18 protein-coding genes are annotated in these 17,884 nt (G+C 66.7%); 5 read left to right on the top strand and 13 right to left on the bottom strand.

The genetic code is table 11. The features are described 5' to 3' along the window. Nucleotides 1-4 precede the first annotated feature (4 nt). The 4 genes from AC13GF_RS05775 (at nt 5) to AC13GF_RS05760 (ending at nt 4,313) form a co-directional block, all read left to right on the top strand. Entirely contained in the window at nt 5-538 is a 534-nt protein-coding gene (locus tag AC13GF_RS05775; protein ID WP_483003747.1) for a lipocalin family protein, read from the top strand. Between the two features lie 135 nt (nt 539-673). Next, on the top strand, nt 674-1,192 hold the full coding sequence (locus AC13GF_RS05770; RefSeq protein ID WP_483003746.1) for a GNAT family N-acetyltransferase: 519 nt from the start codon (nt 674-676) through the stop codon (nt 1,190-1,192). Nucleotides 1,193-1,365: 173 nt separating this feature from the next. Beyond that, on the top strand, nt 1,366-1,992 hold the full coding sequence (locus AC13GF_RS05765; RefSeq protein ID WP_483003744.1) for a LuxR C-terminal-related transcriptional regulator: 627 nt from the start codon (nt 1,366-1,368) through the stop codon (nt 1,990-1,992). A 35-nt stretch (nt 1,993-2,027) separates the two neighbouring features. Continuing rightward, nucleotides 2,028-4,313 (top strand): ATP-binding protein, encoded by a 2,286-nt coding sequence (locus tag AC13GF_RS05760; RefSeq protein ID WP_483003742.1) that lies wholly within the window; start codon nt 2,028-2,030, stop codon nt 4,311-4,313. Here AC13GF_RS05760 and AC13GF_RS05755 read toward each other — a convergent pair whose 3' ends face one another. The 6 genes from AC13GF_RS05755 to AC13GF_RS05730 form a co-directional block, all read right to left on the bottom strand. Then, nucleotides 4,314-5,069: a SapC family protein gene (locus tag AC13GF_RS05755; protein ID WP_279911945.1), complete on the bottom strand. Its 756-nt coding sequence runs from the start codon at nt 5,067-5,069 to the stop codon at nt 4,314-4,316. A 110-nt stretch (nt 5,070-5,179) separates the two neighbouring features. Further along, complete coding sequence (locus AC13GF_RS05750; protein WP_006366874.1) at nt 5,180-5,452, bottom strand: hypothetical protein; 273 nt, start codon at nt 5,450-5,452, stop codon at nt 5,180-5,182. Between the two features lie 257 nt (nt 5,453-5,709). Further along, nucleotides 5,710-7,746 carry an elongation factor G gene (gene fusA / locus AC13GF_RS05745; RefSeq protein ID WP_483003741.1) on the bottom strand — a complete coding sequence of 679 codons (2,037 nt, stop codon included), beginning with the start codon at nt 7,744-7,746 and terminating at the stop codon, nt 5,710-5,712. Between the two features lie 425 nt (nt 7,747-8,171). Continuing rightward, a complete protein-coding gene (locus AC13GF_RS05740; RefSeq protein ID WP_483003740.1) occupies nt 8,172-8,930 on the bottom strand; it encodes a hypothetical protein in 759 nt (252 codons plus the stop codon). 216 nt (nt 8,931-9,146) lie between these two features. Beyond that, nucleotides 9,147-9,743, bottom strand: coding sequence for a hypothetical protein (locus AC13GF_RS05735; protein ID WP_483003738.1), 597 nt, complete (start codon nt 9,741-9,743; stop codon nt 9,147-9,149). 14 nt (nt 9,744-9,757) lie between these two features. Continuing rightward, on the bottom strand, nt 9,758-10,381 hold the full coding sequence (locus AC13GF_RS05730; RefSeq protein WP_483003736.1) for a hypothetical protein: 624 nt from the start codon (nt 10,379-10,381) through the stop codon (nt 9,758-9,760). A gap of 86 nt (nt 10,382-10,467) precedes the next feature. On the opposite strand from AC13GF_RS05730, the gene AC13GF_RS05725 reads away from it, so the two are divergent. Then, the gene (locus AC13GF_RS05725; RefSeq protein WP_483003734.1) at nt 10,468-10,617 is read left to right on the top strand and encodes a hypothetical protein; all 150 of its coding nucleotides are present in this window, start codon (nt 10,468-10,470) and stop codon (nt 10,615-10,617) included. Nucleotides 10,618-10,692: 75 nt separating this feature from the next. Here AC13GF_RS05725 and AC13GF_RS05720 read toward each other — a convergent pair whose 3' ends face one another. The 7 genes from AC13GF_RS05720 to AC13GF_RS05690 form a co-directional block, all read right to left on the bottom strand. Then, on the bottom strand, nt 10,693-10,917 hold the full coding sequence (locus AC13GF_RS05720; protein ID WP_483003732.1) for a hypothetical protein: 225 nt from the start codon (nt 10,915-10,917) through the stop codon (nt 10,693-10,695). Between the two features lie 30 nt (nt 10,918-10,947). Next, a complete protein-coding gene (locus AC13GF_RS05715) occupies nt 10,948-11,709 on the bottom strand; it encodes a heme ABC transporter ATP-binding protein (RefSeq protein ID WP_483003730.1) in 762 nt (253 codons plus the stop codon). Then, entirely contained in the window at nt 11,706-12,749 is a 1,044-nt protein-coding gene (locus AC13GF_RS05710; protein ID WP_483003728.1) for a FecCD family ABC transporter permease, read from the bottom strand. Before AC13GF_RS05710 ends, AC13GF_RS05715 begins: the two co-directional genes overlap by 4 nt. Beyond that, a complete protein-coding gene (locus tag AC13GF_RS05705) occupies nt 12,746-13,795 on the bottom strand; it encodes a heme/hemin ABC transporter substrate-binding protein (RefSeq protein WP_005409610.1) in 1,050 nt (349 codons plus the stop codon). Before AC13GF_RS05705 ends, AC13GF_RS05710 begins: the two co-directional genes overlap by 4 nt. Before the next feature lie 51 nt (nt 13,796-13,846). Beyond that, on the bottom strand, nt 13,847-15,223 hold the full coding sequence (locus AC13GF_RS05700) for a YncE family protein (RefSeq protein WP_483003726.1): 1,377 nt from the start codon (nt 15,221-15,223) through the stop codon (nt 13,847-13,849). A gap of 122 nt (nt 15,224-15,345) precedes the next feature. Beyond that, complete coding sequence (locus AC13GF_RS05695) at nt 15,346-16,374, bottom strand: alpha/beta hydrolase (protein WP_483003724.1); 1,029 nt, start codon at nt 16,372-16,374, stop codon at nt 15,346-15,348. Nucleotides 16,375-16,538: 164 nt separating this feature from the next. After that, a partial coding sequence (locus AC13GF_RS05690; RefSeq protein ID WP_483003722.1) for a YadA family autotransporter adhesin occupies nt 16,539-17,884 on the bottom strand: 1,346 nt, incomplete at its 5' end.

The following is a 17,884-nucleotide window of genomic DNA, read 5'->3' as shown; positions in this document are numbered from 1 at the left end:
CCCCATGCGCATGCTTCCGCTGCTTCCCCTGATCGCGGTCGGCCTGTTCGGTTCCGGCTGCAGCTCCAGCGACTCCCGCCCCCTGCCGCGCCCACCGTCAGTGGACGTGCCGCGCTTCATGGGCGACTGGTACGTGATCGCGCATATCCCGTCGCGTCCTGAACGCGAGGCCTTCGACGCCGTGGAAAGCTATGCACTGCGCCCCGATGGACGCATCCAGACCACCTTCACCTACCGCAAAGGCAGCTTCGATGCGCCACAGAAGTCGATGCACCCCATCGGCCGTGTCGAGAAGGAAGGCAATGGCGCGGTCTGGGGCATGCAGTTCATCTGGCCGATACAGGCTGAGTACGTGATCGCCTGGCTCGACGAAAGCTACCGACAGACCATCGTGGCGCGAAGCAAGCGCGATTACGTCTGGTACATGGCCCGCACCCCGCAGGTGTCGGACAGTGACTACCAGCAGGCGGTCGAGCGGATTGCGGCCATGGGTTACGACACCCGCAAGCTGAGGCGGGTGCCGCAGTCGGTGCGATGACACGGCACCTTCTGCCCGGGTCGATCGTCCTGGAGCATCAGTCGATCATCAATCATTGCAACGTGGTGCACTCGCGGCGCGCCCTGCAGATACGATGCTGGGCAGGCCAGCAAGGCCGGAACGGATACACGACCGATGAACAGCCCCGCGGACGATGCCATCACAACCTCCTGGAATGGATTCGAAGTCCGCCAGATCCTTCCGTGCGACCTCGACCTCATCTGTGCTCACCGGGAAGCAATGTTCCGTGAAAGCGGCCGGAGCGAAGAGGTCCTTCAGCGGATGGCGGCCCCGTTCCGTACCTGGCTCGAACCGCGCCTGGTGTCGGGCGACTATTTCGGCCATGTACTTTCCGACAAGGGACAACCCATCGCAGGCATCGGCCTGATGCTGATCGACTGGCCGCCCCACCCCGCCCATCCAGAGCAGGACACGCGTGGCTACGTACTCAATGTCTACGTGGAGCCCGGCTATCGGCGTCGCGGCATCGCCCGCCAACTGATGAAACTGGCCGACCATGCATTCGCCGGACGAGGGGTGGCCTACGCGGTGCTGCACGCTACCGCCCAAGGGAAACCGCTGTATTCGGATCTCGGATGGGCTGCGACCAGCGAAATGGCCCGCGCCCTGGGCAGCGGGAGCGAAGTGCCCTGAAGGGCGCGCTTGGGGCCTGATGATCCACCGCATCAATCGGCAACACTGGATTGATGGGTCTTGCACATCGACTCTTAGGAATAATCGCAAAAATCCAACAAATTCGATGCTCGACGCGACAGCAGCGCCAGAATGATCGCCACGCCCTTCGGGCGCCGATCACCTCCCAGCGCATGAATGGATACCCTGCACCGCGCCGACTGCGGCTGGCACTCCTCGACGATCACGAAGTCGTCCGCCGCGGCACCGTCCTGCACCTGTCCCGCGACGTCCGCTTCAACATTGTCGCCAGCCACACCCGCAGCGATGAGCTCATCGGCAGCCTGCGCCAGCTGGCGGTGGATGTCGCCATCGTCGATCTCACCCTGGCGCCTGGCGACCGCAGCAGCGATGAGCTGGTTCCCCTGCTGCGCGACTGCTTTCCACATATTCCCCTGCTCGCCTTCGCCACGCTGATGCCAACCACCCGCATCGACCACCTGCTGGCGGCCGGCATCTCCGGCGTGGTCAGCAAGTCCGAGCCCCTGGAGATGCTGTCTGATGCCATCGTGCGCATATCGCAGGGACTGTGCCGCCTGCCCGCCGATTGCCTGTTCCCGACCTGCCGCGAGGAACTCAGTCGCAATGAACGCGAAGTACTGGACCTGCTCCTGGCCGGCTTGACCGTCTCGGAGATCGCGCTACGCCGCCACCGCAGCGTCAAGACGGTCAGTACCCAGAAGGTCGCCGCCCTGCGCAAGCTCGGGTTGCGCAATGACGTGGAGATCTATGCACTGCGGCAGCAGCTGGAGCTCCAATGAGGGGGCGTATTCGCCTCCGTCTGCGCACGTCGTGCATGTTGTGGCTGGCCCTGATCCTGCTGCCAGCAGCCTCGGCCGAGGATGCACAGCTGCAGAGATGGTCCGCCGGCCGCGAAGTGCGGGTCGCCACTGCGCCATCACTGCGCCCGCTACCTGCAACGCTGGCGGATTCAAGCACGCTCCCCACCCTCGCCCATGGCTATGCCAGGCTTGTGGCTCAGCATTCCGGCCTGCGCTTCCGCGATCTCACCTACGCCAGCACGAGCGCAGCGGTCGCGGCCGTGTGCCGGCACGAGGCCGACCTGGTGCTGGTCATGGGCAATCCTTCGCATCGCCCGCTTCCCTGTCCCGAGCTGATGGCCTCCGGCGCCTTTCATGGCGGCAAGACGGTGTTGGCCGTGCGCAAAGGCGAGCACCCGCCCCGTGACCTCACCGGCGTGAGGGCACAGGTGCTGGCCGTGGTTGACGGCGGCCCCTATGCCAGCTGGCTGGCGTTCCACCACCCTCGGATCCACCTGCTGCACCTGCCCGACCGCCATGCGGCCCTGGCCGCCGTGGAAAGCGGCATCGCCGATGCTGCAATCGGCCTGGAAGCGACGTTGCACTCGATGATCCGGCAGCACTTCGCGGGCAACCTGCAACTGCACCCGGTCGACAGCGATTTTTCCACCGACCTGCACCTGCTTGTCCGCCGCGAGGACCAGCAACTGCTGGCGCGCATCGATCAGGCGCTGCGCGCCATCACGCTCGAACAGCACGCAGGCCTGCTGGAGTTATGGGCACAGCAGATGCTGCCCGCATCCATCGAGAGCGCGCTGGACGGGGTGCGCCCCACGCTCCTGCTATGGCTGCTGTATCTGGCTGTGGCACTGATCGGCCTGCCGGTGCTCTGGCAGGCATTACGTTGGCGAATCGGCCGCGCGGAACAACGCCTGGGGCGCGCGGCGGGGATGATCAGCCATGAGGTGCGCAACTCCGCGCAGACGGTACTGACTTCGATCGACCTATTGAGTCAGTCACCCCAGCCCAAGGGGCAGCGCGAACTGCTCGCGGCAGCGCTTGCCGCCGGCCACTCGCTACGCCGGCTGCTGGATCGCTCGCTGGCGTTCTCGCGCCTTGCCAGTGGCAGCTTCAGGCCGCAGCCCGCACCCTGCGACGTCGGTCAACTCTGTGCCCGCGCACTGGAAGCAATCCGCCCGGAGGCACGACGGAGAGGCCTGTCACTCCAGCTTGATCGCGCGCCGGATCCAGCGCCGGTGGTCGCGCTCGATGCTGATGGGCTGCGCCAGATTGTCGACAACCTGCTGGGCAATGCATTGAAATTCACGGATGTCGGCGGTATCGAAGTGCGGCTGCAACTGTCACCCGCCAGGGCTCCCCGGGAGCTGTTGCTGGATGTGATCGACAGCGGCATCGGCATCGCGCCCGCTCAACTGGCGCTGCTGTTCCGGCCATTCCAGCAGAGCGAAGATGGCCAGAGGCGTGGCGGCAGCGGGTTGGGCCTGACGATTGCGCACGAACTGGCCGTTGCCATGGGCGGCAACCTGACCGCACACAGCGTGCATGGGCGCGGCAGCCGCTTCACCCTGCGATTGCCGGTCCGCGCCGTCCACGGTGATCAGCCGCCCATCGAGCCTATGCAGCAGACGCCACTGGCCGGCATCGACCTGCTCCTGGTCGAGGATCATGCACTCAGCCGGCACGTCGTCGCAGAGCAGCTGCGTCGGCTGGGTGCCGATGTACGCGCGGTTGCCGATGCCGACACCGCATTGGCCGAGCATGCGCTACGACCATTCGCCACGGTCGTGCTGGATATCGGGCTTCGCGGCCAGGATGGCTACGCACTGGCGCAGCAGCTGCGCGCTCAGGCACAGGTACCCCTGCAAGTGATTGCCCTGTCCGCCCGCATTGGGCGCCGGCACGCGGCACGCTGCCGAAGGGCCGGATTCGACGCCATCCTGGTCAAGCCGCTGCAGGTTGCGAGCTTGCTGCAGGCGTTGGGCCTCCCGCCCCCGGCACACGGTACTGCGCCCGATGACGCCCCTGGCGCCGAGCCGGATTACGCTGCGGACATTGCCCATGAGCTGGCCAGGATCGAACAGGCCGTGCAGGACGCCGATACCCCGACACTGCGCCATCATGCACACCGCCTGCAGGGCACGCTGCAGATGTGCCGGGCTACGGATCAGGCCGGCACGGCGGCCGACCTGTGGGAGCTGGGGCATGAGGCCGCGCCTGACTGGGTCGAGGCGCGGCGACTGCTGCAGGGATTGCAGCAGTGGCACGGCTCCCGCAAGGCGGAAGCCGCACCATCGGCCTGATCAGGCCGCCAGGCGCTCGACCTGGCGACGGGTGAGGTCGTTGAAGCGGCCCAGCGACATCAGGTGCTGATGGATCAGCGCCAGCCAGCCGCTGCGGTGCCACTCGACCACGGTCGCTTCCGGCAGCGCCACGAACTTCTCGACGTCCACCACCAGGAAGCCGTTGAGATTGAACTCGCGGCCATCCGGGGTGCGGACGGTGGCATTGCGCTCGACCAGCAGGCCGTTGTCGATCAGGGCCTTGGAGAAGGCCTGGGTCTGTTCGTGCTCGCGGGTGTACTGGCCGCAGAACTCCAGCGCCTGCTGCACCATGTCGGTGGCCTTGCCGTCCACGAACAGCGGCTGGCCTTCGTCACCGCCCTTGACCACGCGCGAGCTCTCTTCGTCGATGCCCAGCAGGAAGTCGTTGTCAGCACCGGTGTCGATGAAGATGAAGGGGTGGCGACGCAGGTAGGCCGGAATGTAGGCCTCGTCTTCCCACAGGCCGTCCTTGATGAACAGGTTCTGGTCGGAAACACCGACGGCCGCCATCGGCACGGCGGTCGGGCCGGCGAACAGAATCGGGAAGTGGTGCAGGGCCAGCGAGAACTCGCCCAGCACCAGCGGAATGGCGTTGTTGCCGGCGGCAAACTCGAGCCTGCCCGGCAGGATGCGCAGATCGGCATGCACATCGGCCTGCAGCGGCACCGGACGGGTGTAGAACAGGGGGGCGCTGCTCGGCGCCGCTTCGGTGGTGGTGTCGCTGGTGGTCGTCATCTTGGGAACCGTTCGATCATGCGCGCCTGCCATCCCGGGCGCGCCAGCGGGAACAACCTGAATCCCGCATTATCAACAAGCTCGATGACAACGGCCACCCCACCGACGACCTATTTCAGCTGCAGGGGGTAGCGCTGCCAGAGAACGTGGACCAGGAAGCCGGCCAGCTCGGTGTCGCGTGCACTCACCGCCGCACGGATCTTGTCCAGCAGCACCATGTCCGAGCAGGCGCGCACATCGGCATGGTTGGCCTGCCCTGCCCGGCGGGCGCGATAGCGCGCGGCCCGCTGCGCGTCACTCATTGCGTACCCGAACTTGGGCGGACGGCCGCGCTTTCGCGGCAGGGTCAGCTCCAGGGTTCCGGGGTCTTTGTCATCACGCATGAGAGGGGTGCGGGCGGCGGCGAGCAACGGGGGGTGCGCAATTTATCGTGAGGCATCACTTTAATCCAGCTTTTTCTGCAGTTTTGTTGCGATGCAATGCAAAAAACGTTTCGCGCGCCGCGCCGAATCCATCCACGCATGGCGTGGATCTTCTGCAGACTCACGTGCGACACCCGGTAGATCCACGCCATGCGTGGATACGGAACCCATGCCCGCCCAAAAAAAGGGAGCCCGCGAACGGGCTCCCCTCACCTTCTTCATGCGGCACGTACCGGCTCGTAGCCATGCAGGTGCGCCTCACTGCTGGCCCGGCCCTGGCTGAGCGAACGCAGCGACGTGGTGTAACCCACCAGCTGCGCCAGCGGCGCAAAGCCACTGACCTCGGCGCGACCGTCCTGGTCGTCGATGCGGGCAATACGACCATGCCGACGGTTGAGGTCGCCAACCACATCACCCACCGACGCCGACGGCGAATGCACCGTCACCGCCATCACCGGCTCCAGCAGCTGCGTGCCACCCTCGGCCAGCGCCGCCTTGATTGCCTCGGCACCCGCACGGTGGAACGCCATCTCCGAAGAGTCCTTGGCATGGGTCTGGCCATCGACAAGACTGACCTCGATACCGACCACCGGATGGCCCTGCGGCCCTTCCGACAGCGCAGCACGCACGCCCTTCTCCACCGCGGCGATGAAACTGCGCGGCACCACGCCACCGACGATGCGGTCGTTGAACACCACCTGGTCATCCTCACGCGGCGATACATCCAACACCACGTGCGCGAACTGGCCCTGGCCGCCGGTCTGCTTGACCAGCCGCCCGACGACGCCGGTCATCGCACGCATCGGCGTCTCCTGGTAGGCCACGCGCGGCGAACCCACGCCCACGTCCACCTTCCATTCGCTGCGCAGGCGCTCGACCATCACCTCCAGGTGCAGCTCGCCCATGCCCCAGACCAGGGTCTCCGCCGTGTCGCGATCGGTTTCGACGCGGAACGAGGGATCTTCCTGGGCCAGGCTGGCCAGGCCCTGCGCCATCCGGATCAGGTCGGCCGCACGCGCCGGTTCCAACCGCCAGGCCAGCACCGGCGCCTGTGCCTGGATGTTCTCCAGGCGCAGCGGCTGCGCACGGCCGCTCAGCGTTTCACCGCTGACCGCATCCTTCCAGCCCAGTACCGCGACGATGTCACCGGCCACGGCCTGTTCGATGTCGTGGGTCTGGTCAGCCTGCACGCGCACCAGGCGGCTGACACGCCGCCCCTGCGGATGCTGCGAACTGGCCACGGCGTCGCCCACCTTCAAGGTGCCCGAGTAAAGCCGCACGAAGCTCAGCGCGCCATGCTGCTGATGGGTGATCTTGAACAGCAGGCCCGCCAGCGGACCGTCCGGATCCGGCGGCAGCACCACTTCGCCCTCATCGCTTTCCGCGCTGACGGCTGGGCGATCCAGCGGCGACGGCAGGTAATCGACCACGGCGTCCAGCAGCGTCTCGATGCCCTTGTCCTTGAACGCAGCACCGGCCAGCACAGGCACGCCCGCACCCGTCAGCGTCGCCCGGCGAATCGCCGCGCGCAGCTGCCCGGCATCGATCACGCGACCTTCCAGCCAGGCATCGGCCAGTTCTTCGTCATGATCGGCCACGGCCTCGACCAGCGCATCGCGCTGGGCTTGCCACTGGGCGCGCGCCGCGTCGTCCCACGGGGTGATGACCGTCGCCGCACCGTCGCGCCACTGCAGCACGCGCTCGTCGACCAGGTCGACCCAGCCATTGAAGTCGCTTTCGCTCCCCAGCGGCACGCCCAGTGCCCACGGCCGCGCCTGCAGCTTGTCCTGCAACTGCTCCAGCACGCGCTCGAACGAAGCGCCGACGCGGTCCATCTTGTTGACGAAAGCGATCAGCGGCACGCGATGGCGGCGCGCCTGGCGCCACACCGTCTCGGACTGCGGCTGCACACCGTCCACGGCCGAGAACACGGCCACGGCACCGTCGAGCACGCGCAGTGAACGTTCGACTTCGATGGCGAAGTCGATGTGGCCGGGGGTGTCGATCAGGGTCAGCCGATGCGGCGGCAGGTCACGCGGCGCCCATTGCGCCTGCACGGCGGCAGCGCCGATGGTGATGCCACGTTCGCGCTCGATCGCCGAGAAATCGGTGGTCGCATTGCCGTCGTGCACTTCGCCGACGCGGTGGATCTCGCCGCTTTTCCACAGCAGGCGTTCGGTCAGCGTGGTTTTGCCGGCGTCGATGTGGGCAATGATGCCAAGGTTGCGACGACGGGATAGGACTTGGGTGTTCATAAAGAGATTCCTGCAAAGCCAACTTCAGGGGCCGCACACCCCGGTTGGCGACAGGGTGCGCGGCTAGCGTTCGGTCTCGGCGATCTGGTGCATGGCACGTTCTCCTTGAGTACTGGGTAGAGTCGACTGGGTAGAGTCGACTGTTAGTCGACTCACAAGAAACGAAAACGAAAAGAGCGCCCCGGAGGGCGCTCTGTCGAAGGTCCAGCGATGGCCGCTTCAACGGCCTCGTGGGGCTCCAGGCAGACACGCCCGTTCCGCGCTTGCGCGGGTCAGGGTGAAAAACTTCAGGAGCGGCATCCGGTTCATGGGGCGCATTCTAGACCTGCCAATCTGGCGCGCAAGTGAATATTGAACACAAAAATGGAACGATGCACACCACGGTAGAGCCACCCCACGGGTGGCTGTAATGAGTGCCTGGCGCCTTACTTGCACCCATGCAGCGTGCGGGCATCCGCCACGGTCGCTGCCTGGTCATCCCCCATCGAGATCCACCCCTTCAGCGACGTCGCCGGGTCCACGTGCGGCAGCCGTGGGCCACCGTGGATCAGCACCTCGGTCCAGCTCCCCACCGGCGCCAGCTCGGACAGGCGCGCCGCCTGGTCGTCCTCGGTGCTGAACATGTCATCAGGACCGGCCGGTGGCGTGGTATTCACGGTTTCCGTCTTGCGGGTACGGACCCGAAGTGCACCGTCCGGCAACCGCTGGGTGATCACGTCGTAGCGCTCGACACCATAGGCCCACCTGTTTTCGCCAACGCTGCGGGTCTCGCCACCGTCGTCAGCCACGGCCACCACCTCGCCGGCCGGCCCAACGACGCCCGCGACAGAGCCCAGACCGGACATCAACGCCTGGTAGACGATCATCTGCCGCTGCTCGGGGGTCAACGCGCCGGCCTTGAGCTTGGCGGCAGGAATCTGCAGGTACGCCGCTTCCCTGCACAGCACCAGCACCTGCTGGTCGTCCCAGCTCACCGACATTTCCTCGTTGGCGAAGTACTGCGTCTTCATCGTCGTCACAGCGGCACCGTCGCTACTGGAATGCCGGGTCTCGATCAGCGAGGCGTTCTCGGCCGCGTTGGTCAGCGAAACTGGAGATGTCGACGCCGCATTGGCGGCAAATGCGGAGAAAACGGCCGATGCGAACAACAACGTCCGCGAAACACCTAAAGCGGTGGGCAACATTGAATCAGTCCATTGAATATAACTGGCGCCGAATAATACAGCGTCCGGATGGCGCGACCTATCAGTCAGCAAGCGCCCAGATGACCCCCAATTCCAAGGCCAAACCAAAGTTCGGCAAGCTTGAGCGTTGAGATCACGAGTGCTTTCCTGGGTATTGCATGTAGTCCCGGTTCCCCTGCAGCTGATCTCTGATGGAAAGAGCGGCGCGCAGCAATCTCATGGCGTTGTCTTGTCTTCCTGCGGCAGTGCCGTCCCGCTCCCCGTCTCAACCTTGTTTGCCGCAACTGCAAGCGCGCGCACGAACGGGAACTTCTCCGGCAGCCACGGGTATTCTGCCGCCATCGTTGCGCGGGCCTCGGCCTCTCTGTCTCTGACCCCGATCATGTCTGCCGGTGTGCCGCTGCGCGGATGCCGTTCCAGTTCCAGTTCGGGGTGCATGCCCACCCGGATCTGGCCGATGTAGTTCAACTTGCCAGGCTCGATGGTGAAGCTGTAGGCCTCGGTTTCAGGCACTGCCAGCCCCGTCTGGCCCATGGCGATCCAGCCGATGTAGTAGCGACCGGCCTTGACCCGCCGTGTCTTGATGCCCGGCTCGCAGCTGATCACGCTGCTGAAGCGGTACAGGCCCAGGGCGCCGGTGGAGGGCGTGCCCGGGCGGTACAGCTGTACGAACCGGGTCCACCCCGCGCACGCGGTGGTGGCGACCAGGATGCCCTCGTCGGCACCCAGCTTGGCGGTAGGCTTGATGTTCTCGATGCCGGCACTCGCCGATGCCGAGACCGCAAGTAGAGCGAGCATGCAGATCCACTTCATTGGCAACCTCCGGCTCAGCGGATGAACAGCGGCAGGGCCAGGATGCTGTCGCACGCCGGCGTGCAGCTGCGGAACTGCTCGGCGAGCACTTCGGCGCTCGGCGCGCCCGGCGCTGGTGTCGCCAGCCGGGTGCGGAAGGGATGGCGTTCCAGCAGCCAGGGCTGCGTCTGCTGCAACAGCCGTAACGACTCCGCTTCGCGATCGCGTACCGAGATCCAGGTCGGCCTGGAGTGCTGGCGGTCGAACAGTCCAGACACCACAACCTCACCGATGTAGGTCGTTTCGCCTGCACGCACGTCGAAAGTCAGCGCTTCGTCCTCGGGCACCGCCCCGACGTATCCATAACCGTGTTCGGTCAGGTAGCCGACATAGTGGCGCCCGGCCTTGGCGCGGATGGCGGCCAGACCGGCCCTGCAGCCGAACTCGAATTCGCCACGCAGGTCAGCCATCGGCGACGTCGAGCGCGTGCCGCTGGCAAAGATCGTGATCAGCCTGATGTTGCTGGTGGCGCAGTTCACCGACATCACCACGTAGCCCTCGTCCGCGGCCAGTGGAACATCCTGTCGTGCCTGCAGCGTCGCGCACCCACCCAGCACCGTCGCGAGCGCTGCCGCGACCACCCACGAAATCCCTTTCATCGTGCTTGCCCCCTGGTTCCGGCGGAGCATACGGGATCCGCTGCCGCCGCGCCATTGAGGGGGCCGATGCCGCGGCCAGAAGCGCCTTGTCCGGCGCAAGTTCGGCCTGGAAACGCCATGCGATTCCGGAACGGCTCCGCTTCGTGGATGCGATCGAGCGCACCAGCGTGGACAAGATCAACATGAAGGAGCTGCGCAGCCTGCTTGGAACGAGTGCAGAAATGGGCACCCGCTGATCGCTGGCGCTGCGCAGGCATTCAAGCCATCAACGGCAGCTGCGACTGAGAGTGTTGACCACCTGGCTGCACGCCTCATTCACCGCTTCGCTCAGAACGCCCAGGGCGGATGCTTCCGAGCCGATGGCGCAGCTGCTCGGCGCCCAGCCCGCCCCAGGGGCCAGTCTGCATCGCTACCGTAGTAGAGAGCGTGGTGCGGAAAGTGTACGGATGGGTGAAGGCGATCTTGCACTTGACCCCGCCACTCCGGGCTTCGCGGTCTTCCAGGCTCACCTGCGGGGTCACGCACATCGCGCTCATGGTCTGATCCAGCACGACGCCCTCACACGATCACGTGACCACCACCAGCGGCACGCCGCGCCGCGGGTGCTCCAGCACCACCACATCCTGCTGGTAGACCCGCTGCAGGTTGTCTTCGGTCAGCACCTGCAATGGCGTGCCATCGGCCGCCACCCTGCCCTGCTCCAGCAACACGATGCGGTCGGCATAGCCGGCGGCCAGATTGAGGTCGTGCAGCACCACGATCACGCAGGCACCGGCTTCGGCACAGGCGCGCACACTGCGCAGCGTGCGCTCCTGATGGCGCAGATCCAGCGCTGCGGTCGGCTCATCAAGCAGCAGCAGCGGCGTGTCCTGCGCCAGCACGCGCGCGAACGTGGTCCGGGCGGACTCGCCACCGGACAGCTGCTGCACCTCGCGCAGGCGCAGCGCCTGCAGTTCGGCGGCATCGATTGCCGCTTCCACTTGGGCGTCGTCCACGGCTGGATCCGGCGGATGCGGCAGTCGACCCATCGCCACCACTTCTTCCACGCTGAAGGCGAAACGCACGCCGTGCTCCTGCGGCATTACCGCGCGCTCGCGCGCCAGCGGCCCCGCCTTGTAACTGGCCAACGGCTTGCCCAGCAGGCTCACCTCACCCACGTCGGCACGCAGGTCACCAGCAGCCACCGCCAACAGCGTGGACTTGCCGGCGCCGTTCGGGCCAACCAAGGCAGTCACCGTACCCGGCTCGAATGCCAGCGAAATGCCATGCAGGATCTCGCGCTGCTGGCGGCGCACCACCACCTCGCGCAGCTTCAGCAGCACGCTCATGGCGCCGCCTTGCGGCGCTGCTGCAGCACCAGCCAGAGGAAGAACGGCGCGCCCAGCGCGGCCGAGAACAGGCCCAGCGGAATCTCCGCGGGCGGATCAAGCGTGCGTGCCGCGGTGTCGGCCACCACGATCAGCAGTGCACCGAGCAGGCCGGACAACGGCAGCAACCAGCGATGACCAGGGCCGACCAGCAGGCGTGCTACGTGTGGCACCACCAGGCCAACGAAGCTGATCGAACCGGCAAACGCCACCGCCGCGCCCACCAGCAGCGCACTGAACGCCACCAGGCGACGCCGCGTGCGGGTCACGTCCAGCCCCAGATGCTGCGCCTGGCGTTCGCCCAGCGCCAGCATGTCCAGCGGCGTGGCCAACCGCTGCAACGCGAACACGCCGATGGCAAACAGGGGCACCACCGCCGCCACATCGGCCCAGTTGGCACGCGCCAGCGAGCCCATCTGCCAGAACACCAGCGACTGCAGTTCGCTTTCGCTGGCGATGTACGTTAGGAAACCGATCAACGCCGAGCAGAACGCGGCCATCGCGATACCGACCAGCAGCAGCGTGGCATTGCCACTGCCCTTGCCGGGACGTGCCAGCGCGTAGGTCAGGCCGATCGCCAGCGCACCGCCGGCGAATGCCGCTACAGGCACCAGCCAACCGGCGGCGCCCGCAGCGCCGAGAACAATGGCTGCGACTGCACCCAGCGCAGCACCCTGGCTGACACCGACGATGCCGGGGTCGGCCAGCGGATTGCCGAACAGGCCCTGCAGGCTGGCGCCGGCCATCGCCAATGATGCGCCGACCATCGCGCCCAACAGGGCACGCGGAATACGCAGCTGCCAGACCACCGCCAGATCACGGCTGCTGACCGCCTGCGAATCGAGCAGGCCCAGCTTCACCGCCAACGCCTGCATCACCTCCAGCGGCGGCAGCCGCAGCGGGCCCACGGCGAACGAGGCCAGCACCGCACCCAGCAGTGCCAGCAACGCCACCAGCAACATGGCCCGCCCGCGACGGCGGCGCCGATCCGCCGGACTCATGCCTTCGGCAACGCCGCCAGGGCCTTGGCCAGGGCCAGTGCACCCGCACCAGAACCCACGCTGGTGTACTTCAGCTGCACATCCGGCATCACCCAGACCCGGTTGGCCTGCCCGGCCGGGGTCTGCTTCAGCGTCGGGTACGCCTTCCACAGACCCTCGGCACCGCCGAACAGCTGCAGGTCATGCTCGGTCACCAGGATCACCTCCGGTGCCGCGGCGACCACGCCTTCATTGCTCAGCTGCGAGTAGTTCTTCACCCCCGCCTCGGTGCCGATGTTGACGCCGCCAGCCAGCGCGATCAGCTGCGCCGAGGCGCTGTCGGCACCGGCAACAGTCGGTGAACCACCGGCGCCGGTAGCCGATACGTGGATCAGTCGTGGCGCATGGCCCAGGCCCTTGCCAATCGCTGCAGCCTCGTCGAGCTGACGCTGCACCTGCGTGGCCAGTGCCTGCCCTGCCTCGGCCAGCCCTAGTGCGGCGGCGACCTTGCGCACTTTGTCCGGCGCCGGCTGCAGGTCATCGATGACCACCGCCGGCTCGCCCACTTCGCGCAGCTTCTTGGCCAGTTCGGTGTGGCGGCGCAGGCTGTTGCCGAGGAACAGCGAGCCCTGCAGGCTCAGCACGCCCTCCACGCCAGTGGTTCGGTTGAACAGGAACTGGTGCGGCGCGGCCAGGCCGGCCTGGGTGGTGGTGTTGGTCGGCGCGGCAAATACCTGCTTGCCCAGCCCCAGTGCTTCGATCACCGCGATGACGTCGTCGCCACCGGCGATGATGCGACTGGTGTCAGCCACTTCAATGTCAGCGCCATCGTCGGAATGCACCTTGGCCGGCAGCACCGCCTTCTGGTCATGCACGGCCGGCATTTCGGCACCTGCCACGCGCTGCCAGCCTGCCGGCAACGCGGTTTCCGCAGCGGCCGCCGTTGCTGCGGGCGACTCGGCAGGCGTCTTGGCATCAGAGGGAGCCGACGAGCCGCCACAGGCAGCCAGCGCCAGCGAAACAGCCAACGGAAGCGCACACAGGCGCAGACGGGACGCGATGTTCATGCACATTCTCCTTGCTGGCAGGGCGACGCGCACGCCGCCCTGCCCTGTGACTTACTGCTTCGGGGTGATGCGGGTGATACGGTCACCCTTCGGGTCTTCAGCGCCGCGCGACTTGTTCACCGCGAACACATTGCCCTTGCCATCGGCACGGACGTGGTTCGGCAGCGTGCCGCCGTCGAGGTTGGCGACCACCTTGCCGTCACCGTTCACCACGGTGACCGTGCCAGCGCCACGGTTGCTGACGTAGGCCAGGCCGGAGGCATCATCGAAGGCGACGTTCAGCGCGCCGGCGCCGACCGGCACATCGTGCAGCACCTTGCCGGCGGCCACATCGACGATCAGCAGGTTGTCGGTGCCCTGCGAAGCCACGTACAGGCGGTTGCGTGCCGCGTCGAAGGCCACGCCCGAGGCACTGATCGAATTGCCCAGGTCGATGACCTTCTCGACCTTGCCGCTGGCCACATCGATCACTGCCGCTTCCGGGGTGCCGATGCTGACGGTGAACAGCTTGCCGCCCTTCTCATCCAGCACCAGGCTCATCGGGGTGAACTTGCCGTCATCCACGCCGGAGTCCAGCGTCACTGCCGGCAGCTCCTTGAGGGTCTTGGCATCGAACACCGACAGGTGGTCTTCACCCGTGGCCGACGCGAATACCTTGCCGTGAGTGCCATCGACCACCACGTCGCGCGCGTGCGGCACGGCATCGACCGGGAACTGATGGACCAGCGACAGGTCCTTCTGGCGATAGACCGCGATGGAGTTCTGGCGGGTGTTGGTGACCCACACGTTGCCGTTGGTGTCATCCACGCCGACGCCGTAGACCGCGTACACCGCGCCATTGGTGCTGCCCGGCACCTGCGCCGGGGTGATCGCCTTGGTCACCTTCAGCGACTTCGGGTCCAGCTTCAGCAGCTGCGACTGGGTCACCGGCGGGCGGCCCACGGCCGAGGTCACGAACACCGCGTTGCTGGCGGCGCTGTAGGCGGACTGGTACAGGCCCGGCACCAGCTTGTTGGACTGGGTGGCGAACTGCGCCTGGCCGGACAGCGGCAGCTGCGGCGAAACGCGCAGCTTCAGCACGGTGGCTGCGGCCGGCTGGCTGGCGCGCACCACCACCGGGTGGGTGCCCGGCACCGCGTCGGCGGGAATGCTCAGCTGGGTCTTGAAGTTGCCATCGGCATCGACCACCAGCGGCTGCGTGTTGAGCACGCTGTCGCCACGCAGCAGGCTGACCTTCTGGCCCGGCACGAAACCGCGACCGACCACATCGGCAGTGCTGCCGGGAACCACGTTCTCACCGCGCGAGACGACCTCGCCCTTGAAGGTGGCGTTGGCCGGCTGGTCGAACACCGGCTGTGCGCTGGCGGTCACCGCCAGCAACAGGCCGGCGGCGAGAGAGGTAAGACGGAAAGACGGACGGAACGACATGGAAGGCTCCTTGCACACGTAGGCCGCGCCACGTGACGCGGGATTCATCGGTTGCCTGGGCCGCTGCACATCGGCAGCCTCGCCTGGGTAGTGGGGTCGCACGCCTTGGCATGCGAAGGGATTCATTCGGCGGCGTTGTCACCGCCGCTGGCCGCGCCGTCACCGGCACTGCGGTCGGTTACGCCATACAGTTCGTGCAGCGCGGCATGGAACGACGCGGGCAGCATCGGGCCGTGGCCGAGGCCGTCGAACTCGCGGTACTGCACGCTCATGCCCGGCACCTTGGCCAACCGTTCGGACAACTGCATCGCCGCATCCGGCGTGGCGCCACCGATGCGGCGCAGGTGCGCGACCACGCGCGGATTGTTCATGTCACGCTTGCCGCGATCGCCAACACGCTCGGCGCCGCCCAGCATCAGCCAGAGCCTTGCCGCCTGGCCATGCACGTTCTGCACGAACTGCTGCTCCGGATCACCCAGCGCCGCGCCCTGGCTCCACCACAGCGACGGGCTGGCCGCCAGATACGACTGGAAGGCGGCGGGACGGGTATACAGCGCATTGAGCACGAACAACCCACCCAGCGAGTGGCCCCACAGCGCTTGCTGCTGCGTATCGATGCGTGCGCGACGCTCGACTTCCGGCTTGATGCGGCGTTCGATCACATCCAGGAAGGCCGCAGCACCACCGCCGACCGCCTGGGTCGTACCGCTCTCGTCGTCGGCGCGATCGATCCATGCAGTGTAGTCGCGGGTGCGCGCCTTGGAGTCGATGCGCAGGTCGTTGTCGTAGCCGATCAGCACCAGCACCGGTGGCGCCTTGCGCGCGGCCAGTTCGGCCAGCAACGGCTGGTCCAGGACCATGGCGACGGCATTGCCGTCCAGCGCGTACAGCACCGGGGAGGGCGTCTTGCCGGCCTTGGCCGGGATTGCCAGGTTCACCCGCCAACGGCGCTGCTGGTCCGGGCTGTCCACCACGAAATGCTCGAAACGATAGCTGGCCGCCGGCTCGTCGAGCACGGTGTGGCCAATCTTCTGCAGCGGATTGCGCTGCTGCGCATGGGCGTACGGGGTGGCCAGGAGCAGACCCATCATCAAGGCGGCCAGGCCGCGGGCCAGCGGACCACGGCGCGAAGGCGGGACGAAATGCTTCATCAGCGGCGGCAGAAGCGGCCCAGGGCCGCCGGTTCACAAGGGACCGCAGTCTACCTTAAACGCGAATGATTATCACATCGATCGAACGTCACGCTGTGTATCACGCGCGGGAGATCGGGGCCGCCAGCTTCGGCCCCTCGCTATGTTCCTGCCGGAGTTGCCAATCACCACTGGAAGCCTACACCGATGGTGAAGCCATGGTCCTCCGTGGTGGTCGAACCCGATGCCCTGAGCATGAACGAGCCATCCTCGGAGACTGCAGAAAAGCCGAGCGCGACTGCAGACTCACCACCATAAGTCGACCCGGCCATTGCAATCATCCTTCCGCCCGGAACGAAGCTGCTCGGGAGACCCGCCATCGACATCGACAGCGCGATACCTGCGTTTGCTTCGCGACGCAGCTGCTTGATCTGGCGATCCGTATATCCGTTGGCCTGGACCAGCGCCCAGCTCGCTTCCTGCCGGGACAGTGATCGTGCCTGCCCCAGATTGACTGCGTCAGTATCACGCGTGGCGGGCGCAACATGGGTGATCTGCCGCTCCGCGCCGGCCGCCCCCACCGAAAGCGCGTTCGGCCGATCGGCGCGCGAGCCGGCGCCCAGCGCGACACTTCCCGGCGCGCTGGCGACCGCGTCCTTGCCCAACGCGGTTGCCTGGGCGGCGGTGGTTGCAGCACCCTGCCCCACCGCCACGCTTCCGGTACCACTCGCGGAGGTCCCTGCCCCCACCGCGACCGCACCGCTACCAACCTCCGCCCGCGCAGCAGGCTGCTCAGAGCTCGGCCTGTCCACTGCGACTCCCTCACTCAGCGCGTCTGCACGCTGCACGCGCTTGTCCAAAGCGTTGAGCTGCGCGCCGGTGACCGCGTCAGTGCTGGCATCATCGATCCGGCCCGCAGCGATGCCGGTCACCCGCCGACCACCTTCGTGGCCGCTGACATCCAGCTCTTTGCCTCCCGTGTCTTTTCCGATCGTGAGCGACTTGCTCTGCGGATCCTTTTTAACCAACCCGATTTCCCCGCGCACGATCTGATTCCGGGTCTGCTCCACCTCCGCCGCAGTGCGGATGACACCCTCGCCAGCAGAGTTGGCTGCCTGCAACGCAGCGCTTGCCACACCTCCGACCCGATCCGCCGTCGCCTGCGCTGTGGCCGCCCCGGCAGTGGCGTCATCGGCCGTGCGCTGCGCACCATCGGCTGCGCTGGAAGCCGCGTCAGCGGCAGACTGCGCCGCCTGGGCGGCCTGATCGACCACGTTGAGCTGGCTGACATTGACTGCATCGGTCGTTTTCACGCCGGCCGCAACGTTGGCGATCTGGCTGCTCGCCTGCCCGTCATGGGCGGCATCGTAGGCGCCCAGGTTTTCGTTCCAGCGGAGGCTGTCACGCGCCAGGCCGTCGACGCGGTCATTGACCGTGCCGATGTTCTGATCCAATGCGTTCAGCGCGCCGCCAACGTTGCCGTGCTGGGTCACCTCGCCGGTGCTGCCATCGGCATTGATGGCAGCCACTC

The sequence above is a fragment of the Stenotrophomonas sp. 22LJNL06-5-1 genome (assembly GCF_056861455.1).
The sequence above is the reverse complement of the archived record's forward strand: the minus strand, read 5'-3'. Positions and strand labels throughout refer to the sequence as shown.

What these genes read in the sequence shown, in the direction of transcription:
- AC13GF_RS05775 (WP_483003747.1), top strand. Translation starts at nt 5, where the DNA reads ATGCGCATGCTTCCGCTGCTTCCCCTGATCGCGGTCGGCCTGTTCGGT.
- AC13GF_RS05770 (WP_483003746.1), top strand. Translation starts at nt 674, where the DNA reads ATGAACAGCCCCGCGGACGATGCCATCACAACCTCCTGGAATGGATTC.
- AC13GF_RS05765 (WP_483003744.1), top strand. Translation starts at nt 1,366, where the DNA reads ATGAATGGATACCCTGCACCGCGCCGACTGCGGCTGGCACTCCTCGAC.
- AC13GF_RS05760 (WP_483003742.1), top strand. Translation starts at nt 2,028, where the DNA reads ATGTTGTGGCTGGCCCTGATCCTGCTGCCAGCAGCCTCGGCCGAGGAT.
- AC13GF_RS05755 (WP_279911945.1), bottom strand. Translation starts at nt 5,069, where the DNA reads ATGACGACCACCAGCGACACCACCACCGAAGCGGCGCCGAGCAGCGCC.
- AC13GF_RS05750 (WP_006366874.1), bottom strand. Translation starts at nt 5,452, where the DNA reads ATGCGTGATGACAAAGACCCCGGAACCCTGGAGCTGACCCTGCCGCGA.
- fusA (WP_483003741.1), bottom strand. Translation starts at nt 7,746, where the DNA reads ATGAACACCCAAGTCCTATCCCGTCGTCGCAACCTTGGCATCATTGCC.
- AC13GF_RS05740 (WP_483003740.1), bottom strand. Translation starts at nt 8,930, where the DNA reads ATGTTGCCCACCGCTTTAGGTGTTTCGCGGACGTTGTTGTTCGCATCG.
- AC13GF_RS05735 (WP_483003738.1), bottom strand. Translation starts at nt 9,743, where the DNA reads ATGAAGTGGATCTGCATGCTCGCTCTACTTGCGGTCTCGGCATCGGCG.
- AC13GF_RS05730 (WP_483003736.1), bottom strand. Translation starts at nt 10,381, where the DNA reads ATGAAAGGGATTTCGTGGGTGGTCGCGGCAGCGCTCGCGACGGTGCTG.
- AC13GF_RS05720 (WP_483003732.1), bottom strand. Translation starts at nt 10,917, where the DNA reads ATGAGCGCGATGTGCGTGACCCCGCAGGTGAGCCTGGAAGACCGCGAA.
- AC13GF_RS05715 (WP_483003730.1), bottom strand. Translation starts at nt 11,709, where the DNA reads ATGAGCGTGCTGCTGAAGCTGCGCGAGGTGGTGGTGCGCCGCCAGCAG.
- AC13GF_RS05710 (WP_483003728.1), bottom strand. Translation starts at nt 12,749, where the DNA reads ATGAGTCCGGCGGATCGGCGCCGCCGTCGCGGGCGGGCCATGTTGCTG.
- AC13GF_RS05705 (WP_005409610.1), bottom strand. Translation starts at nt 13,795, where the DNA reads ATGAACATCGCGTCCCGTCTGCGCCTGTGTGCGCTTCCGTTGGCTGTT.
- AC13GF_RS05700 (WP_483003726.1), bottom strand. Translation starts at nt 15,223, where the DNA reads ATGTCGTTCCGTCCGTCTTTCCGTCTTACCTCTCTCGCCGCCGGCCTG.
- AC13GF_RS05695 (WP_483003724.1), bottom strand. Translation starts at nt 16,374, where the DNA reads ATGAAGCATTTCGTCCCGCCTTCGCGCCGTGGTCCGCTGGCCCGCGGC.